This is a genomic window from Methylobacterium sp. BTF04 (genome assembly GCF_010692745.1).
GTDB lineage: Bacteria > Pseudomonadota > Alphaproteobacteria > Rhizobiales > Beijerinckiaceae > Methylobacterium.
In genome coordinates this window covers 118974-139158 of the sequence record NZ_JAAHTB010000001.1, presented here as the reverse complement: position 1 = coordinate 139158, position 20185 = coordinate 118974, and the positions used below count along the sequence as shown (strand labels likewise).

Sequence of the window (20185 nt, the reverse complement as noted above, 5' to 3'; positions counted from 1 at the left end):
CGCGATCCCACCGCCGGCCAGTCAGCCCAAGCGTGAAGGACGGATGCCCGTGAACCGGATGCCCGCGACGATCAAGATTGCCGAGACCGATGCCGCCCCCCACAAGCCGGGGCTCGGTCGTGCGGCCTACGAATCCCATTTCCGCACCGCCCTCGACCGCCTGCATGGCGAGCGCCGCTACCGCGTCTTCGCCGATATCGAGCGCATCGCTGGCCGCTTCCCGATCGCGCATTGGCGCAAGCCCGACGGCGGCACCTCCGAGATCACCGTGTGGTGTTCGAACGATTACCTCGGCATGGGCCAGCACCCCGACGTCGTGAACGCCATGACCCAGACCGCGATGCGCTGCGGTGTCGGCGCGGGCGGCACTCGCAACATCGCCGGCAACAACTCGCCCCTGGTCGATCTGGAGCGCGAACTCGCCGACCTGCACGGCAAGGAGGCGGGCCTCGTCTTCACCTCGGGCTACGTCTCGAACCAGGCCGGCATCTCGACCATCGCCAAGCTGATCCCGAACTGTCTCATCCTGTCGGATGCCTTCAACCACAACTCGATGATCGAGGGCGTGCGTCATTCGGGCTGCGAGAAGCGCATCTTTCGCCACAACGACCTCGCCCACCTCGAGGAGCTGCTGATCGCGGCGGGCGATCGCCCGAAGCTGATCGCCTTCGAGAGCGTCTATTCCATGGATGGGGACGTTTCCGACATCGGCGCGATCTGCGATCTCGCCGATCGCTACGGCGCCATGACCTATCTCGACGAGGTCCATGCGGTCGGCCTCTACGGCCCGCGCGGCGGCGGCATCAGCGAGCGCGACGGGGTGATGCACCGGGTCGACGTGATCGAGGGCACGCTGGCCAAGGGCTTCGGCTGCGTCGGCGGCTACATCACCGGCACCAGCGTCCTGTGCGACGCGGTCCGCAGCCACGCCCCGGGATTCATCTTCACCACTGCGCTGCCCCCGGCCATCGCCGCGGCCGCCCGCGCCTCGGTCCGCTACCTCAAGCGCTCGGCGGTGGAGCGCGAGGCGCATCAGCGCCAGGCCGCGCGCACCAAGGTGGCGCTGGAGGCCGCCGGCCTGCCGGTACTCCACACCGAGACCCATATCGTGCCGGTGATGGTGGGCGATGCCGAGCTGTGCAAGGCGGCGGCCGACCACCTGCTCGAGCATCACGGCATCTACATCCAGCCGATCAACTACCCCACCGTGCCGCGCGGCACCGAGCGCCTGCGCATCACCCCGTCGCCGTTCCACGACGACGCCAAGATCGCCAAGCTGACCGCAGCGCTGGCCGAGACCTGGGACACCCTCGACCTGCCGCGCGCCGGCACCGTGTTCGTCGAGGCCGCCGAATAGCCCCTCAGTTCAGGCGCCAGATCGCGGCCGTCAGAACGGTCGCGAAACCGACCCAGGCGGCGTAGGGCACCAGCAGCCACGCTGCCGCGCGGTCGAAGCGCCAGGACAGGCGGATCGTCCACAGGATCATCACGAACATCGCCGCCGAGACGATCACGGCGGGGCCCATCGCGTGGGCCGCAAAGAAGGTCGGCGTCCAGGCCGCGTTGAGCGCGAGCTGCACCGCGAAGGCGGCCAGGGCGAGCCACCAGCCCTGCCGGCTCGGCCCGGAGCGGGGGAGCGCGCCGAGCAGCCGCCAGGCCGAGAGCGCGATCATCGCGTAGAGGAGCGTCCAGGCCACCGGAAAGGCCCAGTTCGGCGGGTTGAAGGCCGGCTTGGTCAGGCCCGCGTACCACCCGCCGATATTCGCCCCGGTCGCCAGCGAGGCGAGGAAGGCCGTGAGCGCTACCGGCAGGATCGCGGCCGCGAGACGGCCCGGGACCGGCAGGACGGTCTTCTCGGGGACAGGGGTGGCGAATGTCATGGGTCTGTCGAAATCCTCGGTCTGTTGAAATCGTGGGCGGGCGCGGGCGCTTTTCGGAAAGCGAATGCTCTTTGGAAAGCGAATGCTCTTCGGAGACATTGCGATCCTTACCTTAAGGCTCGGTCCGCAGAACGCCGACCTCACGAGGACGTGTAATCCGTATGACAGACGAGACCCCCGACGCGTTCCAGCCCAGAAGCCTCGCGGCACAGGCGATGGGGCGGATCGATCCGGTGACGAAGGCGGTGGTCGCCCCGCTCCACGTCTCGACGACGTTCCTGCGCGATCCCGACAACGGCTATGCCTCGGGCTATTCCTACGCCCGGCCGGACAACGCCACCGTGCGCGAGGCCGAATCGGTGATCGCGATGCTGGAGGCGGCGGGGGCCGGCGCCCTGCTGTTCGGCTCCGGCATGGCGGCGGCCACCGCCGTCTTTTCGGCGCTGGAGCCCGGCGACCACGTGGTGGCGCCCCATGTCATGTATTGGGCCCTGCGCCGCTGGCTGCAGACCGAGATGCCGCGCCGCGGCGTCGCCCTCGATTTCGTCGCCATGGACGATCTGCCCGCCTTGCGCGCCGCGATGCGGCCGGGCGTCACCAGGCTCGTCTGGATCGAGACCCCCGGCAACCCGCTCTGGACCATCACCGACATCGCCGCCGCCGCCGAGATCGCGCATGCGGCCGGTGCGCGGCTGGCGGTGGATTCCACCGCCGCGTCCCCGGTTCACACCCGGCCCCTGACCCTCGGGGCCGACATCGTGATGCATTCGGCCACCAAGATCCTCAACGGCCATTCCGATGTGGTCGCCGGAGTGCTGGCCGGCGCCGTACAGGACGGGTTCTGGGAACGGATCGTCTCCCTGCGCGCAGGCGGGGGCGCGATCCTCGGGCCGTTCGAAGCCTACCTGCTGATGCGCTCGCTGCGGACCCTGCACCTGCGCGCGGCGGCCCAATCGGCAGCGGCCGCCGATCTCGCACGCCGCTTCCAGGCGCATCCTCACGTGGGTTCGGTGCTGTATCCGGGCCTGCCCGACTGTCCCGGCCATGCGGTGGCCGCGCGCCAGATGACCGGCGGCTTCGGCTTCATGCTGTCGATTCGGGTGGCGGCGGGCGAGGCCGCCGCCATCGCCACGGCGGCGCGGGTCAGGCTGTGGAAGCGGGCGACCTCGCTCGGCGGTGTCGAGAGCCTTATCGAACACCGCGCCTCGGTGGAGGGCGCCAACTCGCCCTGCCCGCCCGATCTGCTGCGGCTCTCCGTCGGTATCGAGGACGTGGACGACCTGTTTCGCGATCTCGATAGGGCCCTGCGCGACGCCACCGCATGATTTTCGCACGACGAACGGGGCAAAGCGCCGTTGTTCGCGTTGTCGGCACGAGCCTCTCGATTTGGCACGCCTTAGACTTGGCACGCCCTGGACCTGGAAAGACCCGTCATGACCGATCGCACGCCCCTCCTCGCCGGGGCCTTCGCCCTCATGATGCTGGTCGCCCCCGCTCTGGGCGCCGAGGGTCCGCCGGACCTCGACATCGCCAGGACCTGCCAATCGGCGGCCTCGGCCAGCGTCAGCGACACCGCGAGCCAGGACGGCTGTCTGCGTTCGGAGCGCGCCGCGCATGACGAGGTCAAGCGCCGCTGGGGCGAATTCACTCCGGCCGCCAAGAGCCAGTGCGAGAAGCAGTTCGAGGCCGGAGGCTTCCCGTCCTACGTGGAGATGGTGACCTGCCTGGAACTCGCAAGCGGCACCGGCCTGCCGCGGCAATCGGGGGATCGCACGAGCCCACAGACCCCGAGCAGCGTCACCAAGGAGCCGAGCCCGGCCCAGCGCACCAACCCAATCGATGTGCTGAACAAGCCGTAGCCACGAGACGCAGACGTTGCGTGCCTCAGGACGCCGAGGCCTCGTCGGCGATCCAGGCGACGGGTGCGCCCGGGGGCCGTGACCGCGCCCGGGCGGCATCGGAGGTGCCGCCGCCCCGGCTCTGGGCGAGGTCGACGAGTTCCAGGGCGCGGTCGGTGTCGTCCGAGGTGAGGAACAGGCCGCGCGCCTGGGCGGCCCGGCCGAGATCGCTGCGGCTGGTGATCACGCTCTGGGCGGGGCTCGACAGCAGCCCGAGGGCCACCGGCGCCATCCACACAGCGAGCCAGGGGTCGCCCGCATAGGCGAGGAGGCCGGCGAGCAGCGCGCCCGCCACGAGGGTATCGACCTGAAGCCGGCAAGCCTCGCGCCACGACACCTTGCGGTCGTCGCGCACCTGCGAATCCCAACGCACCACCCGTCCGACGAAGGTGGTGGCGACGGCACCGGCCGCGAACAGCGTCATCACCGGCCACAGCAGCACCCAGACCACCTGTTCGAGGGCGGCGCTCTTCAGGAGCGCTCCGGTTCCGCCGAAGGCCGCGCGGCGCTCCGACGAGGCGAGGACATGGCCGAGGCTGAGGAGTTTCGGCAGCGCCAGCACCGTGACGACGAGAGCGGCCAGCGCATGGGCGGCGGCGCCCGAACCCGTGAGCCCATAGGCGAGCAGCCCGAGATCGCCGGTGCCGGCAGCCTGGATCGTGGCCAGCGCCAGGAATGCCACCCAGAGCGGGCAGGCCATGTAGGACAGGATGCCGACCGCCAGATGCCAGCGGCTGGCGGCCTTCAGGCCGGGCATCGGCACCACCCGCAGGTGCTGCATGTTGCCCTGGCACCAGCGCCGTTCGCGCCCGAGCAGGTCGACGAGGTTCGTCGGCATCTCCTCCCAGGTGCCGCCCATCTCCGGCAGAAGGCAGACCTCCCAGCCAGCGCGGCGCAGCAAGGCGCCTTCGACGATGTCGTGGCACAGGATCTCGCCGCCGAGCGGCGCCTTGCCGGGCAGCACGGGAAGCTCCGCATTGTCGGCGAAGGCCGCCACCCGCAGGATGGCGTTGTGGCCCCAGTAGCTTCCGTCCGGCCCCTGCCACGTCTCCAGGCACCGGATCGACAGCGGCGCGTAGAGGCGCACGGCGAATTGCTGGATGCGGGCGAACAGGGTGTCGCGGCCGGTGGCGTAGCTGACGGTCTGGATCAGGCCGACCTTGGGGCTTTCCTCCATCAGCCGGGCCAGGCGGCGCATGGCGGAGCCGGTCATCAGGCTGTCGGCGTCGAGCACGATCATGAAGTCGTACGCGGTGCCGTAGGTCTTGCAGAACTCGGCGATGTTGCCGGCCTTGCGCCCGGCATTGTCCTGGCGCCGGCGGTAGCGCAGACGCGGCAAGCCGGGGCCGTTCTGCCGGGCCCAGGCTTCGATGCGGGCGAATTCGTGCTCCTCCATCGCCGCGATGGCGCCGTTACGGGTGTCGGAGAGGACGAAGAGGTCGATGTCCGAGCCGTCGCCGCCGCCGCGCTGGAGCGAGCGGGCCATGACGCGCAGAGCGGAAAAGACCGCCACCGCATCCTCGGCGTGGATCGCCACCACTGCGGCCGTCCGACTGAGGCCGGAGGCCGTGGCCGGTACGCGCGCCGAGCGGATTTCGAGAGCGGATTTCGCCCGGTCACCGAACCGGACGGCGAGTAGGCCGTAGACGTATTGCCAGGCCACGAACGCTTGCCAGGCCATCACCAGGCCGAACAGGACGAGGACGCTCCAGCCCAGGGGCCCGGTCGGCCGGCCATAGGCCATCACCGCCAGGGCGGCGATGGCGGCGGCGATGGCCAAGGGCGGCAGCGCCAGCATCAGCCGGCGGCCGAGCAGGGATCGCTCCGGGCTCGATCGCATTTCGGACGGACCCGCGCCGGAAGGGATTTCGACCGCCGGGGCGTCGTGCAACAACCGTTGTGACATGGGGCGTGTGACACTCGAGCGTAGCGGGACACCGAGGCCCGATTGCGAAAAGGCAACCGATGAGCGACGGCGACGGTCTCGATGGATCCGGAGGAACCGGCCCCATCTCGCGGCGGACGGCCCTGCAAGCCACGATGGGCGCGACTGCGGGCATGCTGATGCCTAGTCTCGTCGACCTGAATACCGCCCGAACGATGGCTGCGGACACCGTTTCCGGTGCGGCGATGACCTTTGCCGGCGTGGTCGCGCAGGCGAAGGCACTGGCGGCAAGCCCGTATCGTCCGCATGACGACGATCTGCCGGCGCCGCTCGCCGCCCTCAGCTACGACGCCTACCGGGCGATCACCTTCCGTCCACAGGCGAGCCCCCGCCTCGGGGAGCATTTCTCGGCGCAGCTGTTCCATCGCGGCTTCCTTCAGCGCAAGCGCGTCGACCTCTACCTCCAACCCCCGGAAGGCCCCCCGCGCCGGATCGCCTACGGCTCGGACCTGTTCGACCTCGGGCCGACGCTGCAGGGACAGACCTTCGCCCCGGATCTCGGCTTTGCCGGCTTCCGGGTGCACTACGGATTCGATGATACGAAGCCGGCTATCCAGGAAGAATTCCTGGTCTTCCTCGGCGCGTCCTATTTCCGCTTGCGGGGCAACGGCCAGGAATACGGCCTGTCGGCGCGTGGCGCCGCGATCCGCACCGGTGGCCCGGGCGCCGAGGAGTTTCCGGACTTCACGGCGTTCTGGATCTGTGAGCCCCATGCCGACGCGCGGACCCTGACCGTGCTGGCACTGCTCGATTCGCCGAGCCTCACCGGCGCGTATCGCTTCGCGATCACGCCGGGCGATCCGTCGGTCATGGCGGTGGAGGCCACTCTGTGTTCGCGCCAGGCGATTGCGCGGCTCGGGCTCGCACCGCTGACCAGCATGTTCCTGCACGGGCAGAACGGGCCGGGCGCGCGACAGGCCGAGCCGTTCGACGATGTCCGGCCCCAGGTCCACGATTCCGATGGGCTGAGCATCGCCACCCGCGGTGACAAGCTATGGCGCCCCCTCGTCAACGGACGGGCGCAGCCGCAGGTCTCGGCCTTCGGCGTCGATCCGCTGGAGGGATTCGGGCTGCTGCAGCGCGAACGAAACTTTGCCGCCTATCTCGACGTGCAGGCTCGGCATGAAGCCCGGCCCGGCTTATGGGTCACGCCGGAGGCGGGTTTCGGCGTGGGTGCGGTCCAGCTCTTCGAGATTCCGTCGCGCGAAGAATACATGGACAACATCGTGGCGGCCTTCGTACCGGCCACGCCGGTCGCGGCCGGGGCGGAACTGGCTCTGCGCTACACGCTGACCACGGTAGGGGCCGAGCCGGTCCCGGTGATGCCGGGCGCGTTCGCCCGGGTGGTCTCCACCCGCGTCGGCTCGGCCGAGCGCCTGCGCCCGACCATGCCGCCGCGTCCCGAACGACGCCTCTACGTCGTCGATTTCGAAGGGCCGAGCCTGCCCACCGACCGGAACGCGACGCTCATCGCCGACGTGTCCGCCAGTGCCGGCACGATGGTCGACCCGGTGGTGGAGTTCGTGCCCCAGACCGGCGGCTGGCGCCTCTATGTGGAATGGCGCCCGCCCATGCCGTTGCCGGCCGGAGACACGATCCTGCGCGCCCGCCTGATCCAGAACGGCAAGGCGCTCACCGAGACCTGGGACAGGCCGGCCTGACCGGCGCCGAGATGGGCCGAGGCCGACTCCAGGGACCCGGCGCCGAACCTGCGCGAGCACAGTCCCGGCCTCGATGAGGCCGATCGTTCGGACCATGCCCGGGTGGCACTCTTGGCTCGCATTTGTCTTTTTGCTAGGAGATCGATGACACTATATCGCTGATAAAGCCCGCCAGTAATATTTTTGTAGTCTGTCGTATCAGTATTATAAAATGCCTAATAAATTTAGAGGCGATTTATTTATATGACAAGTCAAGCGACCACAGAATATTGTGTGAAGTAAAATCCGAATAGCGAGCGTAGCGACGATAGGTTGGGAGCACGACGTGCCAGGGAAAATCGGCAAGACGAATACGCTGGAGACGATCTTAGATGAATGACGATCACCAGACGATCAATGTCGCTGAAGGCTGTGCATGTCGGCAAAGCTCCTATGCCGTTTGGTCGAAGGACCGACGCGACAATGACGCTGTCATATCCGCCATGGACTGCGATTTTGCGTTCCACACGGAGGTGGAAGCCAACCCTTGGTGGGAGGTCGATCTCGGATACGCTTATCCGATCGAGCGAATAACGATCTTCAATCGCAAGAGTGGTTTTTTTGATCGCTCGCGCACGTTGTGCATCGAAGTTGCCGAACAGAAGGATCAATGGACGGTCGTCCATTCGGGCTTTACCTACTTTGACTCACGAGATCGGAGTCGTCCATTTGAGAAAGTACTACAAAGCAAAATTCTTGCGCGGTATATTCGTCTTTCTCTGAAAGAGGAAGAGTGTTTGCATCTCTCAAAGGTGCAAGTCCACGTTCTTCGAAAAAACCATACGTTTTGCAAATATTGCCAGACATACGGTCTGAATTACAATCTTCTTACGCATAATCGAAGTATTGGCGGATACAATCTGGAAGAGTATAATATCGGTCAAGATTCCGATCTCAGGATGGTAGGCCTCAGGGTCACGTATTCCGGCAGGCTGGGAAATCTGTTCCACCAGTATCTGCACGCCATACAACTGGCCCTGAGAACGAACATGGAGGTGGTGCAACTGGGGCGGCATGAGTTGTTCGAACTCAAGCAGCCCGTGACGGTGCGCGGCATCACCTTGATGGCGCATGACGACATGCGCCTCAGGGGGACTTTCCTGGCGGGCTCGTATTTCGATTCCGATGACTTTTCTCCGGTCCTCGAGCGCTTCCTGTCGTTCCGGACCGAAGACGAGGTGGAACTCACCGCCTTGGCGCAGGAGTTCATCAGACCGCATTTCCTGTCGACGGAAAATTGCCTGGACGAGAAACGGCCGAATGAAATTACCGTGCACTTTCGCTCCGGCGATATCTTCGAGGGCGACCAGCCCGTCGCCTACGGCTATCGGCAGCCGCCGCTCGCCTATTACAAGCTGTGTATCGAAAATCTCATCCTGCATAAGAAGGCCACGTGCGTTCGCCTCGTCTTCGAAGATCGGGGGAACCCCTGCGTCAATGCCATAGAGAACTACCTGAAAGGTAGGAGCATCCCCTACCGGGTTCAAAATGGATCGTTGAAAGAAGATTTTCTGGCTCTGCTCGATGCACAGCACCTTGTCCTCGGACATGGAACTTTTGCTTACGTCGCCTGTCGCCTGTCAAATCGCATCGAGACGCTTCATTATCTTCACCCGCAGATCGGTGGTCTCTACGAAGCCATCAAGACGATCGATGAGGTCTATTGCGTGCGCGACGGCTCTGGGACGTACATGAAAACGTACGTTCACGGCGAGCCTTTCGATCAGACCCTCGGATGGCGGAACACGCCGGAGCATCGACGCAGGATGATCGAGTTTCCGGCGGAGGACCTCGTCGTCACCCAGGTCAAGTCGGTCTGAGCGCAGTCCGGCCGCGCGGACCGGCGCGATGCCGAGCGACGCCCCTATTCCTGACCGGCGACCCCCTGGTCGTCGCGGGCGCGGTGCAGCAGGAAGATCGAGATCACCATGGTGAGGATCAGCCCGGCCAGCACGCCGAGCTCGATCATCGAGGCCCGAAACAGGATCTCGCGCTCGGGGGTGAGCACACCGTGCATCACCTCCGAGGATTGCAGGGTGATCACCAGCACCCGCCGGATCGAGGCGATGAGCCCGACGATGAGGAACGGCTCGCAGGTGAGTTTGCCCGACCGCATCGAGACCCGGACCGTGTGCAGGATCTCCACCAGCATCAGCAGGAACAGCAGCCGGTCTACGATCTCGAGGAGCTTGGCCGAACCGCCGAGCTCTCGGATCGCCCCGATGAGCAGCCCCGTGGCGTCGATGAGCGCCAGGATCGCCGTCGTGGCGAGAAGGAGCCCGAGGGCGGCATAGACCGCGTGTTCGGTGTGCAGGAACACGAAGGTCGACAATCGGGTCAGGCGCCCTTCGTTGTCGGAATCCTGTGCCATGGTGCGCGGTCCCCCTTCGGCTGGGTACGGTCGGTCGTCGGCAGGACGCGGGCCCCGCCCGGGTCGGATTAGTGAAAGAACGGCAGAACGTGCGGGGCGTACAGCCCGAAGCCCAGCATGGCGATTCCGGCGAGGCCGAGGAACCCACCGGCGAAGACCAGGGCGGCGATGCCGGTGATGACCTCGGCCGAGGCGAGCACGATGCCGATCTGGAAGGCGGCCGAGCCGAACTCGTAGTGGTGGTAGCGGTGCAGGGCGAGATCCCGCACCTCCTGGCTGTGGCGCGCCTTCTCCTGCAGTTCCTTGCGGCCATCGCCCGAGGCGGGATCGGATTCCCAGCGGGCCATGGTCTTGGCCCATTCCGCCCGCTTGGCCTTGATCGCCTCCGCGCTCACGGCATCGGGAGGGATCAGCGCCAGGGTCTCGTCTGCGGTCTTGATGATCGTGCCGCGGATGGTGCGGGCCTGATAATAGGCCCATTGGTTCGAGGATTCGACATTGGCCCCGAGCGCGTCGGTCTGCGCACCCTTGGCCAGGGTCTCGGCGAGGGCGAGGAACAGCGCCAGAACCGAGATCAGCAGCGCGACCCGCTTGTTGGAATTCCCGCTCGACCCGTGACCACCCGACATGCTGACTCCCCCGATTCGACGGCGGCAGTCACACCCGATCGGGGCCGGGGACGCAACAGCGGCAGCCCGGCATGCAGATGGCATGCACATGGAATGCGGCCCGCGGTGGCCCGTCGGAACTGCCGGGGCCGGGCGCGATTCGCCGGCGACTTATCAGGCACGCTTAAAGAAATTATTAAAATCCAGCGTAACCCAGCGTTGACAATGGAGTTGAGTTTCACTTCTCATGTTAGGACGAGAGGTCGCGTTGGGGGCGGCAGTGGGCTCACAGTAATGGCATGGCTATCCTTCAAGAAATTTTCTACCGGAGAGTTGAAGGATGCTGGAGCGCGTTCTGATACTGATAACGGTCGTACTATTTTAAAAGATCAGATACCTCCGACCAATAACAAGTTTGCTGACGCGGAAGATTTGACCCCGATCAACGAAACGCGGGATTTTTCCCTGGATTCCATCGGCCAGCGCAACGAGATCGTACGGTTCCGCGTGTCCGAGATGTCGGACCGCCTCGAGGAGCTGAAGTCGCTCCAGAGCGATTTCTCCGCCATCCTCGAACCCATCATCGCGATCACGGACGAGCTGCCCAAGGCCAAGATCCGCATCTCCGAGGTCGAGACGCTGCTGGCCCTCGAGCAAGCCGGAGCGGCCACCATGCGGCGCGACATCGCCGAGATGACGGGGCGCCTCGCGACGGTGACGAACGACTTCTCCGCCGCCACGATCCAGCTCAATCACCTGGAGACCAGCCTGCAGGAGCGGGACGCGGCGGCCGAGGATCTGCGCCTCACGCTGCGCGACAAGAGCCTGTCGGCCGAGAACCTGGAGCGGCGCCTGTTCTCCGAGACGGAGCAGACCCGTGCGCTCCAGGGCGAAAGCAAGGCCCTGCGCATCGAGGCCAAGTCCCTCGATCAGGCCCTGGCCCGTGCGGAGAGCGAGCTTCAGGACCTGCGCGAGAGCCGCAGCGTGTTGGAGCAGGACAATCAGCGCCTTCAGGTGGTGAGCGAGGACCAGGCGGCCCGGCTCGCCGACCTCGCGGCCCGGAGCCAGGAGTTCGAGACGCAGGCGGAGGCCGGGCGCGCCACCATCCGGACCCTCGAACAGCAACTGGCGAACGAGGCGTCCGCCGGCCAGAAGGCCGAGGCCCAGTACGAGGCGGAGGTCGCCACCCACCGGGCCGAGCGGGCGAGCCTCGCCATGCGGGTGGAGGCGACGACGAGCCGTCTCGCCACCACCGACCAGATGCTCCAGCAGCTCCGCAACCAGCTTCGGGAGCGCGACGAGGTCGGCCGGGCGGCCGAACGCGGCCTCAAGGAATCGTCCATCGAGCGCGTGACGCTGGAGCGCCGGCTGGAGAGCGTCCAATCCGACCTCGCCCGCCAGACCGAGCGGTTCCTCGAAATGCAGCGCGCGCGCTCCGAGCTGGACCATCGCTGCGAGATGTTCACCAAGGCCATGGCCGCCAAGGATGCGGCGCTGGAGCAGGCCACGGGGCGGGTCGCGAGCCTGTCCGACCGGATCGAACACCTGGTGCATCGCCAGGAGGTCGAGCGCTCGGATTTCGAGGTGGTCAACCACCGCCTGATCGAGGAGCTCCAGCACGAGCGTTCCGAGCGCAAGATGGCGCAAGGCGCCCTCGACATCGCGCGCGAGAGCCGCGTCGCCCTCCAGAAGCAGCACGACGCGCTCAAGCGTGCGGCCCGCTCTTTTGCGGGTGACGAAGCGGCCAACCGCGCTGAGCCCGCGACGGCCCCCCAGCCGGAGCCGAGCAACGTCAGGCCGTTCGCGGTGACGGACAAATCGAACTGACGGCCCGCACGCACAACGCTGCCGGGTCGACAGGCCCGAACCGTCGCCGAGACGGAACACGGACGCAGACTCTGAGGAATGCCGACGATGACCGAGAACGCCGTGCGTGAGAGAGAGACCTCCGCTGCCGCCGCCTGGCTCCTGCGTGGGCGCCCCGAGGCCGGCCGCGCGAGCGGCGAGCCCTTGGTCGCGCTGGAAGCCCCCCGCGAATTTCCCACGACGGGCGAGGTCGTCCCGGCGGGCCGTCGCGACTGGTCGTCGGCCCTCGATCTCATCCACGAAGCCACGGCCGCGATCCGCATCAGCGAGGAGCGCCAGAGCGAACTGGAGGAGGAACTCAGGCGCACCGTGGTCCAGGCGGTGGAGCGTGCACGCTTCCTCGAGGCGCAGGTGGCGGCCGCCGAGAACCGGGCCGATCTCGCCGAAAAGCGCGCCAGCGACGCCGAAGAGTGGCTGGGCCGGTTGCACGATGCAGTGGTGGACGGCTTCACCCGCAAGGCACCGCGGGCCGAAACCTCGGTTCCCTAGCGCCGTTCTGCCGTGAACACCGGATCGGCTCTCCGTTCGCAAGCGGCTGGGTCGATGTCGCGGTGAGACCGGTTCACCTCGCCCAAGAACGCTCCAGGGCGTTTTCGTTTCGCCGGAGCCTGTCCTGTGTCGGATCTCTCGCCTCGATCGTCGATGTCCGCGCGTGCCCGATTCGACAGGGTCGATCTCATCCAGCTTCCGGCGGTGCGCGAGACGCAAGTCCTGACGGTGTACAAGCCCGACGCGGCGGACGCGGCCGAAGAGTGCGATGGCGCGCGCACCCTTCGGCTCGTCGAGCGGGCGGTGGAATCGATGCAGGACCTGCGCGTGCGCGCGGACCTGATCTCGGCCCAGGCCCTCGACCTGATCCAACTCACCCATCGCGAGCGAACGCAGATGCAGGCCGAGCTTCGGCAGGCCCGAGCGGACAGGGCGACCTGGGAGTTGCAGGCCCGGGACGCTCAGCGTGAGCTCGCGGACGCCACTCTCAAGATCCGCGAGATCAGTCTCGCCCGCCGGGAAGCGGAACTGGCGGCACGGCATGCCCAGACCCGGGCGCAAGAGGCCCAGTCCCGCGCGGAAGAGGCCGAGGGGCGGGCGCGCAGCCTGGAATTCTACTTGAAGAAGATCGGCGGCTTCCTCCAGTCGCGACTGGTGTCCGCCGCCGGCTGACCGCGCCCCTCGGACGGGGCGACGGTCCCGCGGGGCCGATCCGCGGCAAACCGTTTCAGTTCGGAAAGCCTTTTCAGTTTGGAAAGACGTGGCCTCCGACGATCCGCAGGCCGACCGGGAGGCCGGCTGCGAGACGGGCGGTGTCCGAGGCCTCGACCACGACGGTCTTGCCCCCGGGCCGGTCGACCTCGATGCGCTGGCGCCCCTGGGTCCGGTAGGACGAGCGGACGGTGCCGTGGAGATGGGCCCGATCGGCCTCCGCGAATTGGAGCTGCCAAGGCCTCGCATAGAGCTTCACCGGGCCGACGAGACCGGCGGGGGCCACTACCGGGGTGAGCTGTCCGTCGACCCGGACCTCGCCCGCTTGCGCGATCGCCTCGACCTCGATGGTGTCGCCGAGGAACTTCAGGACGGTGGCGGAGACCGGCGCCTCCTGGACCTCGTCGGGGGTGCCGACCTGTTCGAGGCGGCCCTTGTCGAGCACGGCGACGCGGTCGGAGAGTTCGAGCGCCTCATCCTGGTCGTGGGTGACGAAGATCGTGGTCTGGCCGGTGCGGTCGTGGATCTCGCGCAGCCAGCGGCGCAGGTCCTTGCGCACCTGGGCGTCGAGGGCGCCGAAGGGCTCGTCCAGCAGCAGCACCCGCGGCTCGACGGCGAGCGCCCGGGCGAGGGCGATGCGTTGGCGCTGGCCGCCGGAGAGCTGGCTCGGATAGCGGTCTGCGAACCCGGAGAGCTTGATCAGGTCGAGGAGATCGCCGACGCGGCGCGTGATCTCGGCCTTGGCCGGACGCTCGGAGCGTTTCCGCGCGTTGAGCCCGTAGGCGATGTTGTCGGCGACGCTCATGTGCTTGAACAGGGCATAGTGCTGGAACACGAAGCCCACGGCGCGCTGCTGCACCGGGAGCTTCGTGGCGTCCTCTGCGCCGAACACGATGCGGCCGGCATCGGGGAAGTCGAGCCCGGCGATGATGCGCAGCAGGGTGGTCTTGCCCGAGCCCGAGGGGCCGAGCAGGGCCAGCAATTCGCCCGCCCGCACGTCGAGGGTGAAGTCGTGCAGGACCGCCGCCGTGTCGAAGGTCTTCGACAGGTTCTCGACGCGGATCGCCGTGGAGCCGGTCACGGGCTCAATGCCCCCGTGCGCCCGCCGCGATGTCGGCGCTGTAGCGCCATTCGAGGCCGGATTTGACGGCGAGGGTGACAAGAGCGAGGCCGGCAAGGAGGGAGGCGACGGCGAAAGAGGCAACGAAGTTGTACTCATTGTAGAGAATCTCCACGTGGAGCGGCAGCGTGTTGGTGAGGCCGCGGATGTGGCCCGAGACCACCGAGACCGCGCCGAATTCACCCATCGCGCGGGCGTTGCAGAGGAGCACGCTGTACAGGAGCCCCCAGCGGATGTTGGGCAGCGTCACCGTCCGGAACGCGTGCCAACCGGACGCTCCGAGGGTCAACGCGGCTTCCTCCTCGGCGGTGCCCTGCTCCTGCATCAGCGGGATCAACTGCCGGGCGACGAACGGGAAGGTGACGAAGATCGTGGCGAGCACGATGCCGGGCACCGCGAAGATGATCTGGATGTCGTGCTCGATGAGCCAGGGCCCGATCAGCCCCTGCGCGCCGAAGACCAGCACGTAGATCAGCCCCGAGACCACCGGCGAGACCGAGAATGGCAGGTCGATCAGGGTCACCAGCAGGTTCTTGCCGGCGAATTCGAACTTGGCGATGGCCCAGGACGCCATGATGCCGAAGACGACGTTGAACGGCACCGCGATGGCCGCGACGATCAGGGTCAGCCGGATCGCCGCGTGGGCATCCTGTTCGGTGAAGGCCGCCAGATAGGCTTCCCAGCCCTTGGCGAAGGCCTGCACGAACACCGTGACCAGGGGCAGCACCAGGAACAGCGCCAGGAAGGCGATCGCGGTTCCGATCAGCAGCCAGCGGACGCGGCTGCCCTCGGTGACGACGCTGGCCGGCCGGCCGATGTCGCCGTGTGGGATCGCCTTAGACATAGCCGAATCTCCGACGGCTCCAGGCCTGGATCAGGTTGATGGCGAGCAGGGTCACGAACGAGATGCCCAGCATGATCGTGGCGATGGCACAAGCGCCGCCATAGTCGAACTCCGACAGCTTGATCACGATGAGCAGCGGCGCGATCTCGGAGACGTAGGGCAGGTTGCCGGCGATGAAGATGATCGAGCCGTATTCCCCGACGCCGCGGGCGAAGGCGAGCGCGAAGCCGGTGAGCACCGCCGGGATCAGCGGCGGCAGCACCACCCGGACCAGGGTGTGGAGGCGGGTGGCCCCCAGGGTCGCGGAGGCCTCTTCGATCTCCCGGTCGATCTCGACGATGAGCGGCTGCACGGTCCGCACCGCGAACGGCAATCCGATGAACACCATGGCGATGTAGATGCCCACCGGCGTGTAGGCGGCCTCGATTCCGAACTTGGCGAGCTGGGCGCCGACGAGCCCGTTGGGCGCGTAGAGCGAGGCGAGGGCGATGCCGGCGACGGCGGTCGGCAGAGCGAAGGGCAGGTCGACCACCGCGTCGACGATCTTGCGGCCGGGAAACGTGTAGCGGGTCAGCACCCAGGCGATCAGGAACCCGAACACCGAGGCGGTCAGCGCCGCCAGAAGCGAGACGCCGAAGCTGACGCGCAGGGCCGAGGCCACCCGCGGATCGGTGGCGACATCCCAGATGCCCGACAGGCCGAGGCCCGAGGCCCGCGTCACCAGGGCGGCCAGCGGCAGCAGCACGATCACCCCGAGGCAGGTGAGGGTGTAGCCGAGGGTGAGTCCGAAACCGGGAATCACGCTCGGCTGGCGGAAACGCCGCCGCGGGCGAAGGGATTGGGCCATGGTGGTGTCCTGACGGGCACGATGCTCGGATCGGGCATCTCCCCCCGGCGGGGGAGAGACGGAAGCGCCTCAGCGCCCGGCCTTGCTCAACTGATCGAACAGACCGCCATTGTCGAAATTCTTCTTCTGGATGTCGTCCCAGTTGCCCTGGAGGTCCTCGATCTTGAACAGCTTCAGATCCGGCAATTGGGCGAGGTCCTCGGGACGGGCGGCCTCGCGCTTGAGCGGCCGGTAATGATGCTTGGCGAAGATCGCCTGCGCCGCGTCCGAGTAGAGGAACTGGAGATAAGCCTCGGCCTGCTTGCGGGTTCCCTTCTTGTCGACGTTGGCGTCGACCAGGGCCACCGGCGGCTCGGCGTAGATCGAGGTCGGGGGCACCACCACGTCGAACTTGTCGCGGCCGAACTCGTCGAACACCAGGTAGGCCTCGTTCTCCCAGGTCGGCAGCACGTCGCCGAGGCCCCTTTGCGCGAAGGTCACGGTGGAGCCGCGCGCGCCGGTGTCGAGGACCGGCACGTTCTTGTAGACCTGTCCGACGAAGGCGTTGGCCTTGTCGGCATCCTTGCCCTCCTTCTCGTAGGCGTAGCCCCAGGCGGCGAGGAAGTTCCAGCGTCCGCCGGCCGAGGTCTTCGGGTTCGGGGTGATGACCTTGATGTCGGGTTTGACGAGGTCGCCCCAGTCCTTGACGCCCTTCGGGTTGCCCTTGCGCACCAGGAACACCACCGTGGAGGTGTAGGGCAGGCCCTGGTTGGGGAGCTTGGTGCGCCAGTCGGGCGCGATCTTCTTCGACAGCCGGGCGATGGCGTCGATGTCGGAGGGGATGCCCAAGGTCACCACGTCGGCGGGGATGCCGTCGATCACCGTGCGGGCCTGCGAGCCCGAGCCGCCATGCGCGGCGCGGACCACCACCGTCTCACCGGTCTTCGCCTTCCAATCCGCGACGAAGGCGGCGTTGATGTCCTTGTAGAGTTCGCGCGTCGGATCGTACGAGACGTTGAGCAATTCGGTCTGGGCCAAGGCCGTCGTGGCCATCGGCATCGCGGCGAGGCACCCGATCAGGCACAGGGCGGCGACGGATTTCGGGCGCGCGGAGCCGGGCGTCCGGCGGGCGAACCCGGCCTTGGGGGAAGTCCCGGTCTGGCTGAAAGTGTCGTCGCTCACCCTACATCTCCGAAACGGTGCATCGCGTGGAGGCGGCCGAGCCGCCGCCGGCGAGAGCCAATCCCCGTGGCGATGTCGTTCTTTTTACAGAACGATGTCAAGTCTCGGTCGACACCCGTCAGAGCGTAAGCTGGTTCGAATTCTCAGGATCGACACGTCTCAGCCGAGGTATTTTCGGGAAATAGAAACAAAATTCCCCGATCCGATCTCAGATGAGCAAATCGTTTTATAGTGGGCGCGTTCGTTAGAGAGAACGTTTTTCGATCCTGCCGCGGGCGATACTCCTGGGAAGGACGGATCGACGTGCCGCCTCGCCTTCGAACCTGGCGCGTGTCCGGCGAGGTCATGCGCGGCCCCGCCCCGGACGCGTCCATGGCAGGAGGAGAGCCGGGAGGCGATGCTCCGCAATCCGGAGACTGCGCGCTTCAACCGTGCGACGAAAACGGGGTTCCGTGGGCCGATGGCGCCATCGCACCCGGCCGGGCTCCGGAGAGCCCCTGGCCGGTCATCGCGAACCGCCTGCTGGCGAATCAGATCGGCGGGAATCCGGACAGGCTCAGTCGGCCACCACGGCGACGAGCGAGAAGGCGGCCGCCAGGAGGATGTTGCCGGCGACGACGAGGGCGAGAACGGTCATGGCTTCGCTTGATGGTTTGAGCTTGGCGGTTCTTAGGCGATTCCGATGCGTTTCGCATGACGAATCCCGAACCAAAGCCAGAATACCGCTGTCATGATGAACGCGAGCAGACAAAAACCACCGAGAGCGGGGTCCGGCGATGCGGAAGCGCGGCGAAGGCCCGGGGGTCCGTCAGGATTTCGGTTTATCGAGTTGCGCGATGAGCGCTTCGATCCGTGCATCCACCGGTTCGACCAGGGTGTCGGCATAGAAGTTCCGCAGGCTCGAGCCGAGATGGCGACGGATGTTCGCACTCAGCGGTGGCGGCACCGGTCCGATCCGATCCGGTCCGCTCCGCCCGCGCAGGCGCGTTCCGTCTGGATCTTGGGCATGAGCGGTTACTCCGGCCTCGCCGACCGCGCCGCACCCAGGATGGGCGTGCCGGTCCATTCGGAACAATGCCGCAGTACGGTTAAGAACATTTTTCACTGCTCGGTCGCGTTTCCAGAAATCGCAGGGCTGTCAAGGCAATCGACCGCGATCCGTGTCGAAAAAAAAGTCCCGGTGGTCCGCCACAGCGGAAATGCCATGCGGCCAAAGACTTGGACTCACGGACGCCGTCCGTGGGCTTCCCGGGATGGTTAGCGAAGGGTTTCCGGCGATGGACGAAGCCGCCCAACCGAGGTTACAAACGCCAAGCTCAATGCGTCGCAGAGCGGTTGTTTTCCGAAAATTTTCATCGGACCGCGGGAGATCTGACGATATGCAAAATATTACAATGACAGATCGGGAGCGTAACACTGTATTGGCAGCTTTGCGCTATTATCAATTTTACCGTTTACAGGGCCATCCTTTTAATCCGCGGCAGGATCATTTGATCGATGCCATCGCGAGCGAGTCGGGCGAGGCCCTCGATCTTGCGGAGATCGACGATTTGTGCGCCGGCATCAACGGCAACCGGCACGCTCTCGACGCGGCCGCCTGACGTATCGCGGGGCGCCCCATTGGCTGGGACGCCTGAAACTTTCCGCTCGACCGGTCCGTAACCGACCCATCCCCGCGCTCCATCGGCGGGGGACGGATGATGCGTGTTCGCGCCTTCGGCGATGCCGCCGTTGCAGGCTCGCGTCATCACCTGCGATGGGATGCGTGCCGGCTCACGTGCATCTCCAGGGTTCGGATCGTCAGGATTCGGCGTTCGCAGGGCGATGCCTGAGCGGAGAGACGGGAGACCGGAAATCATGACGAAGACGACGCTTGCCCTCGCGGCCGCCACCCTGCTCGGCGGCCTGACCCTCGGCCTCGGCTCGGCCTCGGCGCTGCCCGCCGGGCCTGCCGCGATCCAGGCCGGGGCTGCCCCCGTCACCCAGGTGCGGATGATGTCCACGCACGACCGGATGATGGAGCGCCGCATGATGAAGAAGCGGATGATGCACCGCCGTATGATGAAGAAGCGGATGATGCACCGCATGTAAGATTGCAGGGCGTCGCATTCTCGCGGCGCTGCCATTGGTGCGATGAACGAAGGGGGCATCCGACAGGGTGCCCCCTTCGCCGTTCAGGGCGCGGTGGCGAGGAGCTTCTGGGCCCGACCGAGCGCCTCCATGCAGGCCGTCTCGTCGCCCTTGCCGTCGGCGGTGCGGGCCTCGTCGAGGGCGACCTTGGCCTGGATCGCGAGGTCGCCGCCCTTGCCGGCTTCCGCCGATTTCTCGGAAGGTGCGGCCGCCTCTGCCGATCCGGCGCCGCTGTTTCCGGTCACACCCTGGCCGCCGCGCGCGCCGGCCCCGGCCTGACCGCCGGTGGAGGCCGAGATGGCGTTCTTGGATTTGTCCTTCGCCAGACTCTCGACCTTCGTGAGCCGGTCCGCGCATGGGGAGGCCAGCGCAGGGACGGTGAAAGCGGCGAGAAGTCCGGCGGCGAGCCACGCATGTCGCGTCATCGATGCTGTTCCTGAATGTCGTTCGTCTGGAGGAAGCGCCCGCGACGCGGCGCTCGTCCTCTCAACCCGCCGATGGCGGCGCTGGCTCCGAGAAAAGCGCAATCGGTTGCCGCAAACGACAACAGGGGAGCCGCACGGAGCGGCTCCCCTGTTGTCGTTCAGGAGACGCGTCCATCCCGTCGAGGGGACG

The 20185-nt window shown here is 66.7% G+C and carries 20 protein-coding genes; 10 read left to right on the top strand and 10 right to left on the bottom strand.

From position 1 onward, the window contains the following. Positions 1–58 precede the first annotated feature (58 nt). Entirely contained in the window at positions 59–1357 is a 1299-nt protein-coding gene (gene hemA / locus G3T14_RS00635; RefSeq protein ID WP_163639286.1) for a 5-aminolevulinate synthase, read from the top strand. A gap of 4 nt (positions 1358–1361) precedes the next feature. On the opposite strand, the gene G3T14_RS00630 is transcribed toward hemA, so the two are convergent. Continuing rightward, on the bottom strand, positions 1362–1880 hold the full coding sequence (locus G3T14_RS00630) for a TspO/MBR family protein (protein WP_163639086.1): 519 nt from the start codon (positions 1878–1880) through the stop codon (positions 1362–1364). Positions 1881–2041: 161 nt separating this feature from the next. On the opposite strand from G3T14_RS00630, the gene G3T14_RS00625 reads away from it, so the two are divergent. After that, positions 2042–3205 (top strand): aminotransferase class V-fold PLP-dependent enzyme, encoded by a 1164-nt coding sequence (locus G3T14_RS00625; protein ID WP_163639085.1) that lies wholly within the window; start codon positions 2042–2044, stop codon positions 3203–3205. A 108-nt stretch (positions 3206–3313) separates the two neighbouring features. Beyond that, entirely contained in the window at positions 3314–3739 is a 426-nt protein-coding gene (locus G3T14_RS00620; protein ID WP_163639084.1) for a hypothetical protein, read from the top strand. Between the two features lie 25 nt (positions 3740–3764). On the opposite strand, the gene mdoH is transcribed toward G3T14_RS00620, so the two are convergent. Next, on the bottom strand, positions 3765–5684 hold the full coding sequence (mdoH, locus tag G3T14_RS00615; protein WP_163639083.1) for a glucans biosynthesis glucosyltransferase MdoH: 1920 nt from the start codon (positions 5682–5684) through the stop codon (positions 3765–3767). A 224-nt stretch (positions 5685–5908) separates the two neighbouring features. Between mdoH and G3T14_RS00610 the strand changes: the two genes are divergently transcribed. Further along, positions 5909–7384 carry a glucan biosynthesis protein gene (locus G3T14_RS00610; protein WP_163639284.1) on the top strand — a complete coding sequence of 492 codons (1476 nt, stop codon included), beginning with the start codon at positions 5909–5911 and terminating at the stop codon, positions 7382–7384. Between the two features lie 371 nt (positions 7385–7755). Continuing rightward, the gene (locus tag G3T14_RS00605; RefSeq protein ID WP_163639082.1) at positions 7756–9243 is read left to right on the top strand and encodes a discoidin domain-containing protein; all 1488 of its coding nucleotides are present in this window, start codon (positions 7756–7758) and stop codon (positions 9241–9243) included. 44 nt (positions 9244–9287) lie between these two features. On the opposite strand, the gene G3T14_RS00600 is transcribed toward G3T14_RS00605, so the two are convergent. Both G3T14_RS00600 and G3T14_RS00595 read right to left on the bottom strand, forming a co-directional pair. After that, positions 9288–9794 carry a phosphate-starvation-inducible PsiE family protein gene (locus G3T14_RS00600; RefSeq protein WP_163639081.1) on the bottom strand — a complete coding sequence of 169 codons (507 nt, stop codon included), beginning with the start codon at positions 9792–9794 and terminating at the stop codon, positions 9288–9290. Positions 9795–9862: 68 nt separating this feature from the next. After that, the gene (locus G3T14_RS00595) at positions 9863–10423 is read right to left on the bottom strand and encodes a DUF4337 domain-containing protein (RefSeq protein WP_163639080.1); all 561 of its coding nucleotides are present in this window, start codon (positions 10421–10423) and stop codon (positions 9863–9865) included. Positions 10424–10834: 411 nt separating this feature from the next. On the opposite strand from G3T14_RS00595, the gene G3T14_RS00590 reads away from it, so the two are divergent. The 3 genes from G3T14_RS00590 to G3T14_RS00580 all read left to right on the top strand — a co-directional run bounded on the left by G3T14_RS00590 (position 10835) and on the right by G3T14_RS00580 (position 13429). After that, on the top strand, positions 10835–12229 hold the full coding sequence (locus tag G3T14_RS00590) for a chromosome partitioning protein ParA (protein WP_163639079.1): 1395 nt from the start codon (positions 10835–10837) through the stop codon (positions 12227–12229). A gap of 87 nt (positions 12230–12316) precedes the next feature. Continuing rightward, the gene (locus tag G3T14_RS00585; protein WP_163639078.1) at positions 12317–12757 is read left to right on the top strand and encodes a hypothetical protein; all 441 of its coding nucleotides are present in this window, start codon (positions 12317–12319) and stop codon (positions 12755–12757) included. A gap of 153 nt (positions 12758–12910) precedes the next feature. Continuing rightward, positions 12911–13429 (top strand): hypothetical protein, encoded by a 519-nt coding sequence (locus G3T14_RS00580; protein ID WP_163639077.1) that lies wholly within the window; start codon positions 12911–12913, stop codon positions 13427–13429. A 73-nt stretch (positions 13430–13502) separates the two neighbouring features. Here G3T14_RS00580 and G3T14_RS00575 read toward each other — a convergent pair whose 3' ends face one another. From G3T14_RS00575 to G3T14_RS00555, 5 genes are all read right to left on the bottom strand, one after another. Then, a complete protein-coding gene (locus G3T14_RS00575) occupies positions 13503–14549 on the bottom strand; it encodes a sulfate/molybdate ABC transporter ATP-binding protein (RefSeq protein ID WP_163639076.1) in 1047 nt (348 codons plus the stop codon). A gap of 4 nt (positions 14550–14553) precedes the next feature. Then, a complete protein-coding gene (gene cysW / locus G3T14_RS00570) occupies positions 14554–15432 on the bottom strand; it encodes a sulfate ABC transporter permease subunit CysW (protein ID WP_163639075.1) in 879 nt (292 codons plus the stop codon). Next, complete coding sequence (gene cysT, locus G3T14_RS00565) at positions 15425–16279, bottom strand: sulfate ABC transporter permease subunit CysT (RefSeq protein WP_163639074.1); 855 nt, start codon at positions 16277–16279, stop codon at positions 15425–15427. The genes cysW and cysT overlap by 8 nt, the downstream gene beginning before the upstream one ends. Before the next feature lie 69 nt (positions 16280–16348). Further along, positions 16349–17317 (bottom strand): sulfate ABC transporter substrate-binding protein, encoded by a 969-nt coding sequence (locus tag G3T14_RS00560; protein WP_204262549.1) that lies wholly within the window; start codon positions 17315–17317, stop codon positions 16349–16351. Positions 17318–18248: 931 nt separating this feature from the next. Continuing rightward, a complete protein-coding gene (locus G3T14_RS00555) occupies positions 18249–18386 on the bottom strand; it encodes a hypothetical protein (RefSeq protein ID WP_163638975.1) in 138 nt (45 codons plus the stop codon). A gap of 433 nt (positions 18387–18819) precedes the next feature. Between G3T14_RS00555 and G3T14_RS00550 the strand changes: the two genes are divergently transcribed. Together G3T14_RS00550 and G3T14_RS00545 are read left to right on the top strand one after the other, a co-directional pair. Further along, positions 18820–19041 carry a hypothetical protein gene (locus tag G3T14_RS00550; RefSeq protein ID WP_163639280.1) on the top strand — a complete coding sequence of 74 codons (222 nt, stop codon included), beginning with the start codon at positions 18820–18822 and terminating at the stop codon, positions 19039–19041. Positions 19042–19297: 256 nt separating this feature from the next. Next, positions 19298–19531, top strand: a complete 234-nt coding sequence (locus G3T14_RS00545) for a hypothetical protein (protein ID WP_163639073.1) — start codon at positions 19298–19300, stop codon at positions 19529–19531. A gap of 83 nt (positions 19532–19614) precedes the next feature. Here G3T14_RS00545 and G3T14_RS00540 read toward each other — a convergent pair whose 3' ends face one another. Further along, entirely contained in the window at positions 19615–19995 is a 381-nt protein-coding gene (locus G3T14_RS00540; protein ID WP_163639072.1) for a hypothetical protein, read from the bottom strand. Between the last annotated feature and the right edge of the window lie 190 nt (positions 19996–20185).